Genomic DNA, 18,998 nt, shown 5'->3' on the forward strand with positions numbered 1-18,998 from the left:
CAAGTTCTTAGTTACAATATGCTAAAAAGCTATTTAGACATCCATGTGCTCTCATCCTCCTTCAATTATATTCACAAATTTAAGCCTTTGTAAACATAGGAGAAACATACGGTTAATCTGATAGCTTATATTTCTTAATTCCTTAACGGTAAGATATTTTTACCATATAAGAATTGCAAGGTTTATTTACGCTGATAACCTTATATTTTCTTAATTCCTTAATGGTTAAGATATTCTTTTACCATCTAAGAATTATTAGTTTAATTTAAGCTGGAAGCCTTAATTTTCTTAATTCCTTAATGGTTAATAATTCACCATCTAAGAATTATAAGTTTAATTTAATCTGGAAGCCTTACTTTTATTAATTCCTTAACGGTTAATATATTTTTTTAACCATCTAAGTATACAACGCTCATCTAAGCTTGTGGCTTTATATTTTCTTAATATTTAAGGTATTTTTACCATCAAGAAACATAAGTTTAATTTAATCTGGAAGCCTTACTTTTATTAATTCCTTAATGGTTAATATATTTTTTTCACCATCTAAGTATACAACGCTCATCTAAGCTTGTGGCTTTATATTTTCTTAATATTTAAGGTATTTTTACCATCAAGAAACATAAGTTTAATTTAATCTGGAAGCCTTAATTTTCTTAATTCCTTAATGGTTAATATATTCTTTACCATCTAAGAATTATTAGTTTAATTTAAGCTGGAAGCCTTAATTTTCTTAATTCCTTAATGTTTGAAATAATTCACATCTAAGAACATAAGTTTAATTTAAGCTCGAAGTAATTATCCCTTTAAATTTTTATGGTTGCGAATCTAGAACGGCTTAACTTATTAATGATCAAATTCTTTTAAGTGCTTAGCTGTATCTTCTGCAGAAACAAATTTTCTAACTTTCTTTTTATCTAACCACAAAACCAAAGCAGGCAGTAATGTTAAATTGAAAACTAGTGCCACGAATAGCGTAATTGAAAGAAGGAGACCCAAAACAACTGTTCCACCGAAGGTAGAAGCAGTGAAAATTCCAAAACCAAAGAATAGAATTAAGGCAATATGGGTCATGCTCACGCCCGTTTCTGTAATTGTATCAGTAATAACCTTAGGGACAGTAAAATTAGTTAAATTCAATTCCTGCTGATAACGAGTTAAGAAATATATGGTTTGATCGGAGGCCAAACCAAAAGCAATGGTGAAAATTAAAATGGTAGATGGTTTTAATGAAATATCGAAATAACCCATAATTCCAGCTGTAATAATTAAAGGAACAATGTTTGGTAACAGAGAGATAAACATGATACCTAAGCTTTTAAACTGCGCTAAACGTAACAGAGAAATCAAAACAATTGCTAAGCCAATACTTTCGAATAAATGTTTCAGCATATAATCAGTTCCTTTCGAAAAGATTACACTAGAGCCCGTTAACTCTACATCAAATTTATCTGGAGGTAAAATACTATCGATGCGTGGTTTAAGTTCAGCCATTATTGCATCTAAGCGTTTTGAGCCAACATCTGCCATCTGGAAGCTAATTCTAGTACTTTGATTGCCTTTACTCACAAAGTTGGTTAACAAACTTGCATTGCCTTTTCCACCACTTGCTATATAGGCCAGGATAAAGTTTTTTTCCATGTTATCTGGTAAACGGAAAAAAGTAGAATCGTTGTTATAGAAAGCTTGTGTAGCATATTTCAAGCCCATATTAACCGAAATCGAACGCGAAAACTCTGGATAAGCAGAAATCATCTTTTCCATTTTTTCCATTCTTTTCAAATTGGTAAGATTAAAAACGCCATTTTTTTTCTTTGTGTCAACACTTACTTCTAAAGGCAAAATCCCTTCAAAGTTCTTTTCAAAGAATTTTAAATCCGTTAGAATTTCAGAATTTTTAGGTAAGTCATCAACCACATAACCATTTACATTAATTTTCATAACGCCAATAAAGGCGATAATAGAAATAACGATTGTTCCAATATAAATTAAGCTGCTTTTTTGTTGAACCAACTTATCTGTTTTAACCAATAGTTTGTGTAAAAATCCCTCTTCAACATGAGTTTGCGCTTTTAGTTTTGGAGCAGGTAAGTAGCTGAAAATAATAGGAATTAAACATAAGCACATTAACCAAGTAATCATTACATTAATAGATGCAACACTACCGAATTGCATTAATAATTCACTTCCCGTAAAGTATAAAACGCCGAAGCCAATGGCTGCGGTTATGTTAGCTATTAAGGTAGTAATGGCAATTCGCTCAATTGTTACGCTTAAAGCACGCTGTTTATCTCCATCCTTTCTTAATTCATTTTGATACTTATTTAAAAGCAATATACTATTAGGAATGCCGATAATTACAATAAGCGGTGGTATCAATCCTGTCAATATGGTTAACTCAAATCCAAATAAAACTAAAGTTCCAATACTCCAGATTACACCCATGATCACCACTAAAATCGGGAAGAAAACCGCATAAAACTTTTTGAAGAATATTAGTAAAATGAGTGCTGAAACAAGAATTGATAAGCCCAGGAATAATACAAACTCGTTGCTTACCAATTTACTTACCGCAGTGCGTATATAAGGCAGGCCCGAAATGTGAACCTGTATTTTGGTTTTCTCTTGAAATGCTTTTGCCTTTGCCTCAATTTCTTTTAAAATAGGATTACGTTGGGCGGTATTTAAAATTTTAGTATCAAAAGTTATAGCCATTAAGGTAGCATTTTGCTTATTGTAAACTAAGCCTTCAAAAAATGGCGTGTTAAACAATATGCTTTTTATCGAATCCATTTCTGCATCCGATTTTATCAAGCCTCCAGGAATCGCTTTTAATACAAATTTCTGTTCGACAGTATCTTTCTCTAACTGAAAAATTCTACCAGATGATAAAACTGCTTTTATGCCTTTTAACTTCTGGATGTCGTTAGAAAGCTGAACCCACTGGTTGTAGATTTCTTTTTTGAAAATATCGGGCGATTGTATGCCAACAACCATCACACTTCCATCTTCACCAAAAGTTTTTTTGAAATTATTATATTTAATAAAAGCACTATCGGTAACAGGTAAGATTTTACTTCCTGTGTAAGAAAGTTTTACGTTTTTGGCTTGATAGGCCATAAAAACAGTGCCGAGTACGAAGAAAACGATTATAGCAATACGGTTCTGAAGAATAAACCTCGATAGCTTTACCCACATGTGTAGTCTAGTTTTAAATTATAATGATAACGGCAAAACTAATCTTATTTATAAATCAGAATGACTTTTTGCGCAATTAAATTTGCACAAATAACATACTTTTGAAAAAATTGTTTTAATCGAATGTTGCACAAGGTTAGAGGTATTGTTTTAAAAACTACAAATTACAGCGAAAGCAGTGTAATTGTTCAGGTTTTAACTGATAAATTCGGTATGCAATCTTATCTAATTAACGGTGTGAAAAAGCCTAAAGCGAAGATTAAGATGAATATGCTTCAATCGCTGCATCTATTGGATATGGTGGTTTATCACAAAGCAAATACAAGTATTCAACGGGTTTCAGAAGTTAGGCAAACGCCTGTTTTCAAAACTATTCCTTACGATATAGTTAAAACAAGTATTGTAATTTTTCTTAATGAAGTGCTTTATAAAAGCATACGTCAGCAATCGGCCGATGAAAGTTTATTTGACTACATTTTTAATTCAATAGCCTGGTTTGATGAGAGTGAGGAAATTAATCCGAACTTTCATTTATCTTTCCTCTTAAAATTAACCCGTTTTTTAGGTTTTTCACCAAACGAAAAAAGAAGAACAGACCAAATTTATTTCGATTTACAAGAAGGAGCATTTGTTTCCAGAGTGCCTATTCATGCAAATTATCTTCAGCTAGAAGACGCATTAAGCTTTATTTATTTATTTAATACAACGCTTGAAAAAATTTCTGAAATAAAAATGAGTAACACCCAAAGGCGATTTTTGTTAGATAAGATATTGGTTTTCTATACCTTACATACAGCCTCCTTTGGCGAAGTTCAATCCCATAAAATCTTAGAAACATTACTAAGCTGAAAAAAAATAAAAAAGATTTGCGAAACAATAATATAGCACTATATTTGCATTCCCAAAAGGAAAGGGAAATTAGCTCAGCTGGTTCAGAGCACCTCGTTTACACCGAGGGGGTCGGGGGTTCGAACCCCTCATTTCCCACACACTTTTCAAGGATTTGAGAAGATTTTAATACAATACCCAAATGGGAAATTAGCTCAGCTGGTTCAGAGCACCTCGTTTACACCGAGGGGGTCGGGGGTTCGAACCCCTCATTTCCCACATCAAGCCTTTCATTTTAAAATGAGAGGCTTTTTTTATGCGCTGATTTTTAAAATATAAACTTCTAGGCATATATTCGGTTTAATATCCGAAATTGGCAATCAGAAAATAATTTACCCTAAATGTTGAATAAAATTATTCGGTTTATTTTCTTTGGAAATTACTTTGTTGGGATTTTAGCCGTTGCCTTAACGCTCGAGGCTACACAACAACTGCGCCTGCCTTATAATTCAATTAATTATTTCCTTTTATTATTTCTAGCCCCAACAATTTACTACACGTATGCGTACAATAAGGTTTCCGTAGCACCTTCGGCAACCAATCCAAGAAACCAGTGGTATTTTAAGCACAAGCAATTTATAAACTGGAGCCAGACTATTCTCTTCGTTGTTTGTATGCTGCTTGCGGTAAATTTATTGTATCAAAACTTTCGCAATATTTTAGAATTGCCATTAAGCTATTGGATTGCGATTATCGTGATCGTTATTGCAGGAGGGCTATATTATGGTTTGCTCCCCAAATCATTCCTTAAATTTAATTTAAGAAACACGGGTTGGTTTAAGGCATTTGTTATTGGTTTCGTTTGGGCTTGCTGTGCAAATGTTTTGCCTTTAATAATGCTCAAAATTGAAACAGGAATTGGTTACCACGATTCAGTTTTGTGGACTTGGTTGTTTATTAAAAACTGGATGTTTTGTACAGTCAATGCCATTATTTTCGATATCAAAGATTACCCGACGGATGCGAATAAACACTTGAGAACTTTTGTAGTGCGTTATGGGTTACGACGAACAATTTTCAATGTTCTGATTCCATTATTAGTAATCGGATTGGCCTCGCTTGGTGTTTTTGCCTATTTTAAAGGCTTTGGTATTTGGCAGGTTTTTTTCAATGTACTACCATTCATTTTTACCATTTATATTGCCTATTCTATGCATAAAAGAAAAAACATCCTATATTATTTAATGGTGATCGATGGCTTGATATTATTTAAAGCGATTTGCGGAATAATAGGTATGCAATTTGTGAAATAACTTTCTGTGAATTTTAATTCGGTACAAGCAAAATCTTAATTTTTTAATCCTAAAAATTTGATCAACAACTACGATAAAATAGCCAATCAGTATGATACCTTAAGTCGATTGGTGTTTTTTAAATCGCAGGTTAATGCGCAAATCAATCAGTTACATAACATCCCTGAGGATAGTTCTGTCTTAATTGTTGGTGGTGGTACAGGGTGGATTTTAGAAGAAATTGCTAAGCTGCATCCATCAGGTATTAAAATTATCTACGTAGAAATTTCTGCAAAAATGCTGGCACTTTCTAGGGCCCGAAACTACGGAGGTAATGAAGTTGAGTTTGTAAATATTGGTATTGAAGATTTTGAAACCAACCTAATTTTTGATGTCATCCTAACACCCTTTTTATTTGATAACTTTTCTGAACAAAGAATAGAAGTTGTGTTTTCAAAACTAAATAACCTTTTAAAACAAAATGGCAAATGGTTACTGGTCGATTTCTCCTTAAATACGAATAAAGGCAAATGGTGGAAGTGGCTTGTTTTAAAATCAATGTACGTGTTTTTTAAAATGTTAGGCATAGTAGAGGCCACAAACCTAATCGATGTAAAGCCTTATTTCGTAGCAGAACAATATCAAATAGTTGAAGAGCGATTCTACTATGCGGCTTTTATTAAAGCTTGTGTGTTTATTAAAAATAATATGACAAATATTTAATGCAACTATATTGCGTTTGTAGATTGAATTTATAATTTTGTATCAAAAGATACGATTATGGATTTCGATGTAATTATTATTGGCGGTAGCTACGCAGGTTTATCAGCTGGATTGGCTCTAAGTCGTTCGATGCGAAAGGTGCTAATTATTGATTCAGGCAAGCCTTGTAACGCTCAAACGCCACATTCGCATAACTTTCTAACTCATGATGGCGATGTGCCTTCAAATATCGCAGCAAAGGCAAAAGCTGAGGTTCTAAAATATCCAACGGTTGAATTTTTAAATGATTTTGTTATCTCTGCAAAGCATTTAGAAAATGGTGTATTAATTGAAACGGAAAATGGAGAAAAATTTACCTCAAGAAAAGTTCTGATTGCAACAGGTTTAAAAGATGTAATGCCAGATATAAAAGGCTTTGCCGATTGTTGGGCAATTTCAGTTATTCATTGTCCGTATTGCCACGGTTATGAAGTTCGGGATGAGAACATTGGGTTAATGATGAATGGAGACATGGCTTTTGAAATGGCTAAAAATCTGTATCATTGGAATAAAGATTTAACCGTATTGACCAACGGTATTTCGCAATTTAACGATGAACAAAGAGAAAAACTGCAATCAAAATCGATTAACATAATTGATGATGGAATCCTGGAATTTCAACACCATAAGGGGTTATTACAAAAGGTAATTTTTAAAAGTGGAAAGCATTTGCCATTGAAAGCCGTTTATGCAAGGCCAGAAATGAAACAACATGCTGAATTGTACATCGACTTAAATTATGAACTTAACGACAGTGGTTTAATCGTAATTAATGAGCAATACGAAACAACAGCTAAAGGTATTTATGCTGCAGGCGATTGTATTTCACCAGCCAGAGGTCTATCAGTAGTAACAGCATCAGGTACAATGGCTGCTGTTATGATGAATAGGGCAATGATTTCGGAAGATTTTTGATTGAGCAACTGATTAAAAAAGTATTGCACCTGCAATAGTTGCAATAAACATGGAGATAATAACAATTCTATCAGCCTTAATCCATTGTGCTTTAGTTAAGGGAACAATTGTTTTTTCTTTGGTTTCTGTTCTAGGTCTTGCGATTCTAAAAACGGAGGTGTCTAATTTAATAATCATAGGGAAATGTTTTATAGGTTGATAAAACCAAGGCAAATCCCAAGCCAAAAAAGTAGCAAGATGTTAAATTGTGGATAACTTATATTTTTATGTTAAATAATTGATATTTATCTAGTTGTAAATAAGGTTTAAACCCATCTATTTGATAATCAGTATGTACTGAAAATTACACAGATGGGTTTTTATGTGGTTGGTTATAAGCTTGTTGAGTCGTTATTCTGTTTTGAGTTTAAACTTAGCTTACTGTTCTTTTTACCGTACCAAAAATAAATTGCTAAACCAATTATTAGCCAAACTGCAAGTCTCAACCAGGTTTCCCATGGGAGGAAAACCATCATTACAACACAAGTAATAATTCCTAAAATCGGGATTAATGGTACTAAAGGAACCTTGAAAGGACGCTTTGCATCAGGATCGGTTTTTCTCAGAATCAGAATGCCTACACAAACCATTAAAAAGGCAAGTAATGTACCGATGCTTGTCATTTCGCCTACAACATTCATGGGTACAAATGCTGCAAATAAACCAATAAATAAGCAAAGAATAATATTCGATTTATAGGGCGTTTTAAATTTCGAATGTACATCTGAAAACATTTTCGGCAATAAGCCATCCTTGCTTATCGAATAAAACATTCTGGATTGCGCCATTAAATCGATTAGAATTACTGATGTATAGCCAATTAATATGGCTAAAATAATTGCCTGACTTAACCAGGCGTATGGTGTTTTTTCGATTGCGATTGCTACTGGAGCACCACTATTTGCAAATTCTTTATAATTAGCCAAGCCTGTCATAACATGGCCGAATAAACCAAATAAAACTGTACAAACAACCAAAGAACCAATAATACCGATTGGTAAATCTCTTGCGGGGTTTTTAGTTTCCTGGGCAGATGCTGCAACAGCATCGAAACCAATGAATACAAAAAATACCAAGCCCGCACCACGTAGAACACCACTCCAGCCAAAATGGCCAAACTCGCCAGTATTTTGAGGAATATATGGGTGATAATTTGCAGGATCTATATATTGCCAGCCTAACGCAATGAAAAGCAACACAACGCCAACTTTTAAAAATACAATAATACCATTAACAATAGCCGATCCTTTTGTGCCACGTATTAAAATTGCGGTCATTAAAACCACCACCAACGCAGCTGGAATATTTACAATTCCATTTACGGTAGTTCCGTCGGCAAGTTTAGCGGTTTCGAAGGGGGATAAGGTTAATTGCGGAGGAAGGTAAATACCTAAACTAGCCAAAAACCTCGTTAAATATTGCGACCAGCTGATGGCAACGGTTGCGCAACCAACAGAATATTCTAACACCAAATCCCAGCCAATAATCCAGGCGAAAAGCTCGCCCATTGTAGCATAAGAATAAGTATATGCACTACCCGCAACAGGAATCATCGAAGCAAATTCCGCATAACACAAGGCTGCAAAACCGCAACCTAATGCTGCAATAACAAAGGAAAGTGTTACTGCAGGGCCAGAATGATTAGCAGCTGCCAAACCTGTTATAGAGAATAAGCCAGCGCCAAGGGTTAATCCAACGCCTATTAAAATTAAATTGATTGGTCCTAAGGTTCTTTTTAAGGTTCCTTCGCCACTTTGGTTTGCCTCTGCAACAATGCTGGCAATAGATTTTTTCATGAAAAAAGTTATAGAGCTGCAAAATTATGAAAATATATTAAATCTATCGCGTTTGTAGTTATTTGTTTTTTGCAAGGAACAATTAATTTAAATTGAATATTGTGTAGTAAAACTTTGTTGGCTTGAAGAGACAATATTGTTCAAATCTTGCTCTTTTTTTTATCAACCCAGGTTTATTTTACTGGCCAAATTTTCTAAACCCGATATACGCGAAAATCCTTTTTTCTTGTAAAACTTTCGATCAGCAATTACCGAAATTGAAAAAAGATTGAAGCATTAGCGGGGCTGAATTGACCGAAAATTCACTGGCTCTGCTTTCCTAAAAACTCAAAAAAACATCAATTTATTCGATTATTTTCTTTCATTAAATTTTTTCATTAAAATTATTTAATTGATTATCAGTATTTTATAGTATTATTTGAAATTATTTTAGTACTATGTAATACATAGTATTGTATAAAACATATATCTTTGTTTTATGATAGCAGAAAATACGCAAACGCAAATGCGGAAGGGAATTCTGGAATATTGTGTTTTATCAATCATCGCAAGAGGAGAAATTTACGCCTCAGATATTATTGCTGAATTAAGGTCGGCAAAACTTTTGGTGGTTGAGGGCACATTATATCCATTATTAACCAGGCTTAAAAACAACGGTTTGTTAAGCTACAACTGGGTAGAATCTACCTCGGGCCCTCCCCGTAAATATTATACACTTACCGAAGATGGTAGGGGCATTTTATCTCAATTAGATCAAACCTGGCAGGAGCTGGCTTATGCTGTGGGTATTTCACAAAAAGGAGCCAATTCATAAATTATTTATAACCGCAAAGAAATGGAAAAGACCATCATCATAAATATAGGCAACACCATAATACATATTGAGGAAAGTGCCTACGAGCTTTTAAAGGCTTATTTAAACGAGGTGAAACAACATTTTGCCAATCATGCAGATGATTTGGAAATTGTAACTGATATAGAAAATCGTATTGCCGAATTGCTTTTTGAGCAGCTGGAAGAGCAGAAAAAACAAGTTGTAGATACTGCCAATGTTAATTTTGTAATTGCTCAAATGGGTAGGGTACAGGATTTTGATACGGTAGAAGAGGGAGAGGAAGAGCCTGTTGTGAACACCGCATACCAATATCAAATTACCGATAAGAAATTATACCGTGATATGGATGAACGCGTAATTGCGGGCGTTTGTGCGGGTATTGCACACTACTTAAATTTTGAGGCACGTTGGATTAGGATAGCAGCCATTTTATCTGTCTTTATAGGCGGCTCGGGGTTACTGGTTTATGCCTTGCTTTGGATTATTATGCCAAAAGCAAAATCGCGCATCGAGAAAATGGAAATGAAAGGCGAGCCAGCAAATCTTCAAGGTTTTCAAAAGAATTTAGACGAAGAGTTATTGGCCGTTAAAGAACGCTTAACCGAAGTAAACAAACATGCACAACCATTAATAACCAAATTTGGAAACTTTGTTGGTGAGTTTTTCGAATGGTTAGGTCGCTTTATGGCTGGAACAGGTAAAGTCATTTTCAAAATAATTGCAATTTTTATTGTCGTTTTTGGGGTACTGTTTTTACTGGCTTTAATTATTGGTACAGCTGCCTTTCAGGGTTTCTGGGATGCCAGCATTTATGAATTCTTTCCTTTCTCCATCATTAATGAAGGCAATCGTGGTGTAATTTTATTCAGCGCCTTTATTGTGTGTTTCATACCGATATTAGCTCTGGTACTTTTCTCTATTCGTGTTGCTTTTAGTAAACAAGCTATAAACAAAACACTTTCGTTCGCTTTGTTAATTATTTGGTTAGCTGGTGCTGCAACGGTTGGTTATCAGGCTGCAAAAATTTCGTCAGAATTTAAACAACATGCCGAATTAACAGAAACAACCGAATTGAAAACTTTGCCAACTTACATAATCGATATTGATAGAAGCAAATATTTCAGTAAGGAAGATAGTGTTGCGTACCACATTGATGGAAACCAAAGAAACAAGATTGTGATTGATGATTTTGAAGACGGACCTTTCGTATCGCCAAATAACGTTCGGATTAATATTATCAAAAGCGAAACAGGTGTAACCAGATTGGTTCAGAAATTCGAATCGCAGGGAAAAACCTTTCAAAGTGCTTTACAGAACGCTCAAAATATAAGTTATACCTATACCGCTAAAGAATCATCGTTAATATTTAATCCACGCTTTCAGTTAAGAAAAGGAAGTATCTGGAGAAATCAGGAAGTATGGATCAATCTGGAAATACCTGTTGGAACAAAAGTGATTATCAAAGAAGATTCTTACCGTTACATTAACAATTATGGAACCTGGGATTGTGCCGATAAAGAAAACGACTCCAATGATTACAGTACCTGGATTATGACTGAAGATGGGTTAAGATGCGTTGCTCAATTAAAAGAAGAAGCTGTAAAAAAGCAAAAACTTGAACAGGAACTATCTGATTTAAAAGTGCTGCAGAAACAGAAACCCGTTGATTCGGTTTATCAGGATTCTGTATCAAACAGGATTAGAGAAGTTAAACAAGAATTAGGTATTAACATTGAAGAAAATCAAGACAACCAATAACTTGTTATTTCGGCCAGGGCAGAGAAATCTTTTGGTGTTAACGCTACGTTAAAAGACTTCTTTGTGCTGCTAATTGGCGCTAAGCTAAAGTCGGGATGATTTAAAAAGAAAAGAAACCATGAAAACATTACTTACGCTAATTGCATGCTTAATCGCATGTGGGGCTTCCTTTGCCCAAAAAAACAGCAAACTTTCGGGGAAAGTTGTTGATGAAAAAGGACAAGCACTGGCCTTTGCCGTGGTAAAAGTTTTAAATTCTCCTGATACAACGATAGTAAAAAGCGGTTCTACCAATGTAGATGGAGAATTTATTTTCGACCAGTTAAAAGAGGGTAATTATCGTCTGTCTGTTTCGATGATGGGACATAAAACCAAAAAAACCGAAAGCTTTGCTTTAACAGGAGATTTAAAATTACCATCAATTATTTTAAATGGCGAAGCAAAGCAACTTAAAGAAGTAAGTGTTCAAGGTCGTAAACCATATGTCGAACATCAAATAGATAAAACGGTTTTAAACGTCGAGAATAGCATTGTATCATCTGGAAGTACGGCCTTGGAGGTTTTAGAAAAGGCACCAGGCGTACAAATCGACCGCCAAAGCGAGCAAATTAAGCTGAATAATAAATCGGGTGTAACGGTAATGATTGATGGGAAAACGAATTTCCTATCGGGAGCGGATATTACCACTTTGCTTAGTAACATGAGTAGCGACCAGATTGCTACAATTGAGTTGATTACAAACCCTTCGTCAAAATACGATGCCGCAGGGAATGCGGGCATTATCAATATTAAATTGAAAAGAAATAAGGCTTACGGTACAAATGGAACATTATCGCTAAACGGTGGACAAGGCATTATGCCCGATTCGCCCACAGATTTGGCTCGGGCAGGCTTAAACCTGAACTTAAATCATAGAGAAGGTAAATGGAATATCTTTGGAAATGGTACGGTAGCTAGAAAAGCTAGTTTTAATAATACCTTTCTTACGAGAACAACTTTCGCTAATGGTTTGGCAAGCTCTTTTACTCAGGATTTTGATCGTAAAAACAAAGGTGTAGGTTTTCAGGGCAAGATGGGAGCCGATTATTATGCTTCTGAAAAAACAGTTTTTGGAGTGATGATTGATGCGAATACCGTTAAAACAAAACTTAATAATTTTAGCAATACATTGATTAATGAAGTTCAATCAAATGTGGCAAGTTCAAATTCTGTACTTCAGGATGCTTATTCTAATTCGCCAGCTAACAACCTTACCGCAAACTTCAATATTAAACACGATTTTGATAAAACAGGCAAAAATATTTCTTTCGATGTTGATTACTCTAACTTCAACAATAAGAAGGATGAGCAATTTAATGCCAGGTATTTAAATCAGGGCGGGCAACAAACCAATACCACTTTGCTACGAAATAATACCGATGCAAACATTGATATTTTTGCTGCGAAAACCGATTTTACCCTACCGATTAATAAAACGATGAAGTTCGAAACTGGTTTAAAAAGCAGTTATGTCGTTACCAATAACGATTTCATATCAGAACAGTTTTTATCAGGCAGCTGGCAAAACGACGCAAACAAATCGAACAATTTTATTTATAAGGAGAACATTAATGCGATTTATGGTAATTTCTCTAAAGAATGGAAGGTGTGGCAAGTACAGTTAGGTTTAAGAGCAGAACACACACACTCAAATGGTAATTCAATAACCAGCAATAAAGAAGTCGATCGTAATTATTTGTCGCTTTTCCCTACTGTTTTTGTTAATCAGAAACTTAACGAAAATAACAATATCCGTTATTCCTACAGTCGCAGGGTAGATCGCCCAAATTATCAGCAGCTTAATCCCTTTTCATTTTATATGGATCCGTATGCTGTTGATCAGGGAAATCCTTATTTGAAACCACAATTCACCGATAATTTCGAAGTATCATACGGTTACAAACAAGTATCATTTTCTTTAAATTATGCCGATACCCGCGATATGATTACTCAAATTAGTCAACAGGATGAAGTAACTAGAATTGTTAGCGTAATTAGACAAAATTTAGGCCGTGCTCAAAATTATTCGGCTGGAGTTTATTTCCCGGTTAAGGTTGCAAAATGGTGGAATATGCAAAATAATGCAAGTATTTATTACAACAAATTTGAAGATGGGAATTTAGAAGGTGCGGCTTTTCGTGCTTCGAAAGTGGCTTATAATTTTAACACCAATCAAACCTTTATTCTACCGCAAAACTTTACAGTCGAAGTCAGTTTCTGGTATAGTTCGCCAAAAGTATCGGGTGTAGAGCAAACAACAATTGCACAATACGCATTAAACGCTGGTATTCAGAAAAGTTTGCTCAATAAAAAGTTAAAATTGCGTTTAAATATGGATGATATTCTTTTAACCAACTATTGGAAAGGTGCTTTAGAATATCAAAATGTAAATCTTCAGGTTACCAATCGATATACCAGTAGAAGAGCTAATTTCAGTATCAGTTATGGCTTCGGAAATCAAAATGTAAAATCTGCAAGATCGAGAAATACCGCTACCGATGATATTAAAGGAAGAGCAGGAGGGTAGTTTAGTATTTAAATTCTCAATAAACTGCTAATCAATTTCAAATAGTCAGATTGCAAAGATTGACTAGCGAACTATTTACTATTGAACCAATAAACTCAAAAACAATGAAAAAGATAATTTACACCTTTGTGCTTCTGGTAATAGGAGTAACACTTGGTTGCAAACGCAACGATTCTAATTTAAGTATCAGAGTTAAAGATACCGAAACAGAATATACTTACAATGCCGTTTATCCAGTAAGTAAAACGGACGAACTAGAAAAATATATTGCCCGAGAGCTAAAAAATGAATTACCGATGGATCAGAATATCGATACAAAAGTAAGTTTATTAAAAGGGGAAGAGTTTAGAATGAAGGCTACCGAAGGGGCATTACAAATTCAGCTCGATAAGCGAAACAGCTCAATGACAGGATTTATAAAATTAAAGAAGTTTACAGATGGGATAAGTGCTGTTTTAGGTAGTAAATAATTTTTTTAATTGATTATGTGGCTGATGTAATGAACTTATATCAGCCATTCTTAATTTATGTTTGAGTGTAAATGTTAAACTTCCCATTCCCCAATGTTGACCTTGTGAACTTAATTTGTGGACATTCAGTAATGTTGTAATTTGATTTGTAGCTTATTTCAACTTCAGCCACTTTAAATGCAGTTTGATTCTGTACCATATTGATTTGAAGTAATTATGGAATATATAGAAGCTTTAATTGAATCTAAGCAAAGAAGCAAACTAATAAATTGGGTGTGTGAAGGGGTTAAGCGTTTATGGCGGAAGTTCCTGGACGCTTCGGCAGATTAAAGCTTAAATTTCTGTAATGATTGATTATAATAACACAAAATATTTGATCCAACTCTTTAATTAATGCTATATTATCAGGCGATAATTAGCATAGTTTGAAAAATTTGGTTTCGAACTTAGGTGCTTTAGTGTCATAGTTTTTAATTGATGATTGTGTTAACTCATCATTATAAGTGTCGATATTTAGAAATTTTGAAATTATTTCTTTATTTAAATCGTAAGTAAATTTAAGAACAAGGTACTTTTCCAACTCTCAGATGAGTATCGTTGCATTCCCAATAACCTAAATATTATAAGACCTCTATAGATTGAAATATAAAATCCAACTAGATGTATCCAGTTTGTTTTAATTACGCTTAAGTACTTCAAAAGACGTTTATTTAATCACAAAGTAAGCATTAATAAAGTAGATTAAAAGTTAAATTGATGTTTTGTTCACCGCTGCGAACTGAGAAAATGTATGAGAATCAGCAGTTGCAAAGCAATTGGATTCGATCAATGTTTAAATAATCAGTATTCAGCCTAAAATGACCTGATATTCGATAAAAGCGGTATATTGTAGATTGTACAAAAACCATGATTAAAAACCTTAAAAGCAAGATTGCGTTAATACTAGTTGCATCAGTAGTAATTAGCTGCAAGCCGCTAAAGTATACCAAAAGCGTTTTAAGCAGTAATGCTGAGAGAATCGTTGTCACTGGTCAGGTTATAGATGAAGATACAGGATTAGCTATGCCTGTCGTTGTAATCTCGACCATTGATAAACTAAAGCAGACTTCGACAGATAAGGATGGCAATTATACTCTAGATATTACTGGATGCTCCCAAAAGTTAAAAGCAGCTTGGATTGGATATCATCATATATATACCAGAAATTTGAAACTAAAGAAAGGCGATACAGCAGTTGTAAACTTTAAGATGAAGTACGATATGAGGCCCTTAGTTGATTGAAAATGCGTACCAACATGCGTATGCAACGCTATGTTTATATAATAAACACGAGGCAACGGGAACACTAGTAAAAAACCTAATCATATGTCAACTTTAGGTTCTTCAATAACCTGCATTCTTCCATATTTATTTTTTAGGTACTCAACCACAGATTTGTAGTCTGTATTTAGTTTGATAACCATATTGCCACGCTTATCTATAGCGCCCCAATTATCTCCTTCTCGTATTATTGCATAACCACCAATAAAATCTTCGCAATACTGGAACTTAACTGGAATAGCTAATTTTCCATTGGGATAAATGAAACCATATTTGTTCCCTATTCTGGCTTTAGCAACACCTTCTTTGAAATCTCCAATAACCTTATATTCGAAGCCAGTGAGTTGCTTGCCTTTTCTGTTAAATAATGCTTGATGCCCATTTTTATCATCTTTCGTCAAGACTAAAAGCTTATCATTTGCCCATAGCAAATAACTATATTCACAAGGGATTATAATCTTCCCATCATTATCAATTAGACCGTGTAGCGTCTTAACTGAACGTAAATCGCCCATCGAACTTTTACCAATTACCCTATCCAAATTCTTTGTTACTGTATATAATCCATTGGTTTTACGGATGTAGCTGTACGCTTTAGGAATGATTACTGAATTATCTTTATGGATTACACCAATCTTATACTCAGCGAAGTACTTTGATTTATCGCCAAACAGGAAATCATCCGTCCCCAAGCCGGTTAAATACTCATGTTGAATTGGAATAATTAATGTATTGGCTTTATCAATTGCTCCAAGCAGTCGACCATCGCTTACAATAGCATATTTGCCACTAAACTTTGTTATATATTTATATTGAGGAAATATCTTAGTTTCTCCAGCCTCATCACGAAATCCCCAGAGAGAGTCTTGGCGAAACGGCAGAAGCTCTTGAGCATTACAAATTGATTTTGAGATTAACACCAAGAAAAGGATAAAGGCAAACATAAAATACTTTGACATATGAGGGAGTTATAAGCTAAAGATAGGGCTTTAAATATTAATTAGAAATGGAATATAATTTTGCTCACCGCCTGCGAACTGAGAAAATGTGTGAGAACTGGTAATTGCGAAGCAATGAGGTTCGATCTGTATTTTTAACACAAGCGACTGACGAGATATTTAATTAATATCATGACAGTCGTGAAGCATTTTCGATTACGCAGGTGAGCTGAAAATTGAAAAGATTAGATTTATCCAGGATTGAAATAAGTGAAATCCTAGATAAGTATAGAAAAAGCTTTTATGAAGCAACTGCTTGCTCAAAAGAAAAACCATGACAGAATGAAATGATGGCGCACTTGTTTTTAATGAGCTTAGTCTTGCTGAATACCGATCTTCCTACCTTAACCCACTGTCTTTCGCTAAAAGCCACTGAAAGAAAAGCAAAGCATCACCCCTCATAAATGGCGCAATTTTGGCGCACAACACTTAAGTTTACCTGTATGGACTGAAATTCCATTGTAGAATTCTTTGATATGCTATAATTGAATTATTGTGTAACTTGTTCCCTGGTCGATGTTTAATTACATCACCTTTTTTAATTTATATTTGAGTATAAATATTTTGACTCCTTAGCTCAGTTGGTAGAGCAACAGACTCTTAACTTGGGCATTGGGTAAACTCAAAAATTACTTAAATATATAGAATATCGTTTTTAAGTCATTAGAGCAATTTTTCATGATTGCGCTGGTTTAACTAAAATTTATTTATCGTTCTAAAGTTACTAATTTTACACATGATTTTGGCTAAGTGACGCGCAAACTGACGCGCGTCAAACTATGAGATTTTTTATTTGCAAATTTCCCCCTTTTAAAAGTAGCGGTTGAAGATTCATTTTTGTATGATTGAATACTGTTGAAGGTTTGGAGATTTTTTACCAGAGTTTAATTCAACTATTATCCAGAAATTATTCTTATTTCTTTATTAAAGGGGCGAGTTTGAGTTTTGGATATTCTAGATTCTATAAATTTTTAACCTGATAAAACTCAGATGGCCTTTACATCTCTTCACGAACCGATTATCTATCCTTCTTTAATCCTCATATTTACAGTATCTCTTGACTTCTAGCAATACTTTACTAGCGCAAGTATTACTTCAGTTTGTCAATTGTCATCTCCATTTTTTTCCAAAAATCTGTTACGAGTTTGGGCAATTCTTCATTAAGTTTTATTTCGTTGCTAAAAAATCTGTTTCTATTTTTAAACGTATCAAAGTTACCGTTTGTTGTATCTGGAATAAAGATGAATTTTTCAACCATCACATTGTCTTCAAATACTTGATATACCTTAGGAATGTTTTCAAAGGAAGCATTGTGAACTAATTCATTTCTTAAGCTAATAATCAATTTCAAGTCCTCAGTTCTGTCGAAAAGAGTATTGTCAAAAGTTATGGCTTTAATCTTTTTTAAGTCACCATAGAGTATTCCATTTGATTTTAGTCTTGGATATTCTATAAAATCTCTCGGCAAATTCTCAAGTTCTAAAGAAATTTTAGTAATAAAATCAAGTTGACTTGCCAGATTTATAAATAAGTGATTGATTGTAGAAAAAATATTCGTTACCAATTGTCCTGAAGCAAACATAACAATGTCTGGTTGCAAAGGTTTTTCACCAAACATAAAGGAATTCTCATTTAATATCTTAAAGAAGTTACAGAATAGAAGTCTTGATTCTTGTACTAGATTTTGTAATGAACCGACAAGCGTTTGAAAGTCATAATAGAAAAGTATTTTATGAGTCAGTTCTGATTTCTCAGAGTTAACCCACTTTTCAAACTCTTGTTTCGAAACTTTGATTTCTGCATCAATTCCTGCATAAGAGTGTGCGGAATTTAGTGGTAAAGTATAAAGATTTTGGATGCTGCCAAATAGCTTATCGGCAACTTTGTAAGTTAAGGTGATTAGTTTAACGTCAATTTCACCCGTATTGTCGTCAGATTTGATTGAGAAATTGTTGTTCCATTCATAAACTACCGATTCATTAGTTTGATTGGTTGTTGCAATGCCATTAATGTTATAGTATTTGCTCATTTGATGGACGTCGTTCGTATTATTGCAGCTGATGTTCTTGCGCTTGGCGAATAAATGGATTTGAAAGTACAAAAATGTTAACCAGCATCTAACTTTATGCGAGGCAACATCCATTGACCATTGGACTGGCTTTTTGCCCGATGCTGTTATGAAAATTCTTACTTGTTCTTCTATTAGGTTTGATTTGAATGCCTG

14 protein-coding genes and 2 tRNA genes are annotated in these 18,998 nt (G+C 34.1%); 11 read left to right on the forward strand and 5 right to left on the reverse strand.

Annotation, left to right across the window (positions count from 1 at the left end):
- Positions 1 to 843 precede the first annotated feature (843 nt).
- A complete protein-coding gene (locus ACZZZI_RS13315) occupies positions 844 to 3,195 on the reverse strand; it encodes an efflux RND transporter permease subunit (protein ID WP_463489650.1) in 2,352 nt (783 codons plus the stop codon).
- 123 nt (positions 3,196 to 3,318) lie between these two features.
- On the opposite strand from ACZZZI_RS13315, the gene recO reads away from it, so the two are divergent.
- From recO to ACZZZI_RS13345, 6 genes are all read left to right on the forward strand, one after another.
- Positions 3,319 to 4,044 carry a DNA repair protein RecO gene (recO, locus tag ACZZZI_RS13320; RefSeq protein ID WP_424059605.1) on the forward strand — a complete coding sequence of 242 codons (726 nt, stop codon included), beginning with the start codon at positions 3,319 to 3,321 and terminating at the stop codon, positions 4,042 to 4,044.
- Between the two features lie 63 nt (positions 4,045 to 4,107).
- Positions 4,108 to 4,182, forward strand: a tRNA-Val gene (locus ACZZZI_RS13325).
- Between the two features lie 45 nt (positions 4,183 to 4,227).
- A tRNA-Val gene (locus tag ACZZZI_RS13330) sits at positions 4,228 to 4,302 on the forward strand.
- A 122-nt stretch (positions 4,303 to 4,424) separates the two neighbouring features.
- A complete protein-coding gene (locus ACZZZI_RS13335; RefSeq protein ID WP_463489651.1) occupies positions 4,425 to 5,336 on the forward strand; it encodes a UbiA prenyltransferase family protein in 912 nt (303 codons plus the stop codon).
- Between the two features lie 57 nt (positions 5,337 to 5,393).
- The gene (locus ACZZZI_RS13340) at positions 5,394 to 6,038 is read left to right on the forward strand and encodes a class I SAM-dependent methyltransferase (RefSeq protein WP_463489652.1); all 645 of its coding nucleotides are present in this window, start codon (positions 5,394 to 5,396) and stop codon (positions 6,036 to 6,038) included.
- Between the two features lie 57 nt (positions 6,039 to 6,095).
- On the forward strand, positions 6,096 to 6,992 hold the full coding sequence (locus ACZZZI_RS13345) for an NAD(P)/FAD-dependent oxidoreductase (RefSeq protein ID WP_463489653.1): 897 nt from the start codon (positions 6,096 to 6,098) through the stop codon (positions 6,990 to 6,992).
- A 12-nt stretch (positions 6,993 to 7,004) separates the two neighbouring features.
- Here ACZZZI_RS13345 and ACZZZI_RS13350 read toward each other — a convergent pair whose 3' ends face one another.
- Both ACZZZI_RS13350 and ACZZZI_RS13355 read right to left on the reverse strand, forming a co-directional pair.
- Positions 7,005 to 7,169: a hypothetical protein gene (locus ACZZZI_RS13350; RefSeq protein ID WP_463489654.1), complete on the reverse strand. Its 165-nt coding sequence runs from the start codon at positions 7,167 to 7,169 to the stop codon at positions 7,005 to 7,007.
- Between the two features lie 194 nt (positions 7,170 to 7,363).
- On the reverse strand, positions 7,364 to 8,827 hold the full coding sequence (locus ACZZZI_RS13355) for an amino acid permease (protein WP_316756159.1): 1,464 nt from the start codon (positions 8,825 to 8,827) through the stop codon (positions 7,364 to 7,366).
- Between the two features lie 478 nt (positions 8,828 to 9,305).
- On the opposite strand from ACZZZI_RS13355, the gene ACZZZI_RS13360 reads away from it, so the two are divergent.
- From ACZZZI_RS13360 to ACZZZI_RS13380, 5 genes are all read left to right on the forward strand, one after another.
- A complete protein-coding gene (locus ACZZZI_RS13360; protein ID WP_316756162.1) occupies positions 9,306 to 9,641 on the forward strand; it encodes a PadR family transcriptional regulator in 336 nt (111 codons plus the stop codon).
- A 21-nt stretch (positions 9,642 to 9,662) separates the two neighbouring features.
- Positions 9,663 to 11,420 carry a PspC domain-containing protein gene (locus tag ACZZZI_RS13365; RefSeq protein WP_463489655.1) on the forward strand — a complete coding sequence of 586 codons (1,758 nt, stop codon included), beginning with the start codon at positions 9,663 to 9,665 and terminating at the stop codon, positions 11,418 to 11,420.
- A 118-nt stretch (positions 11,421 to 11,538) separates the two neighbouring features.
- On the forward strand, positions 11,539 to 13,986 hold the full coding sequence (locus ACZZZI_RS13370; protein WP_463489656.1) for a TonB-dependent receptor domain-containing protein: 2,448 nt from the start codon (positions 11,539 to 11,541) through the stop codon (positions 13,984 to 13,986).
- Positions 13,987 to 14,090: 104 nt separating this feature from the next.
- A complete protein-coding gene (locus ACZZZI_RS13375; RefSeq protein WP_463489657.1) occupies positions 14,091 to 14,456 on the forward strand; it encodes a hypothetical protein in 366 nt (121 codons plus the stop codon).
- A gap of 906 nt (positions 14,457 to 15,362) precedes the next feature.
- A complete protein-coding gene (locus tag ACZZZI_RS13380; protein WP_463489658.1) occupies positions 15,363 to 15,737 on the forward strand; it encodes a carboxypeptidase-like regulatory domain-containing protein in 375 nt (124 codons plus the stop codon).
- An 80-nt stretch (positions 15,738 to 15,817) separates the two neighbouring features.
- Here the strand turns inward: ACZZZI_RS13380 and ACZZZI_RS13385 are convergent, their stop codons facing one another.
- Together ACZZZI_RS13385 and ACZZZI_RS13390 are read right to left on the reverse strand one after the other, a co-directional pair.
- Positions 15,818 to 16,735 (reverse strand): WG repeat-containing protein, encoded by a 918-nt coding sequence (locus ACZZZI_RS13385; RefSeq protein WP_463489659.1) that lies wholly within the window; start codon positions 16,733 to 16,735, stop codon positions 15,818 to 15,820.
- Positions 16,736 to 17,864: 1,129 nt separating this feature from the next.
- Positions 17,865 to 18,803 (reverse strand): hypothetical protein, encoded by a 939-nt coding sequence (locus ACZZZI_RS13390; protein ID WP_463489660.1) that lies wholly within the window; start codon positions 18,801 to 18,803, stop codon positions 17,865 to 17,867.
- Positions 18,804 to 18,998: the final 195 nt, after the last annotated feature.

This window comes from Pedobacter sp. AC190 (genome assembly GCF_979258025.1).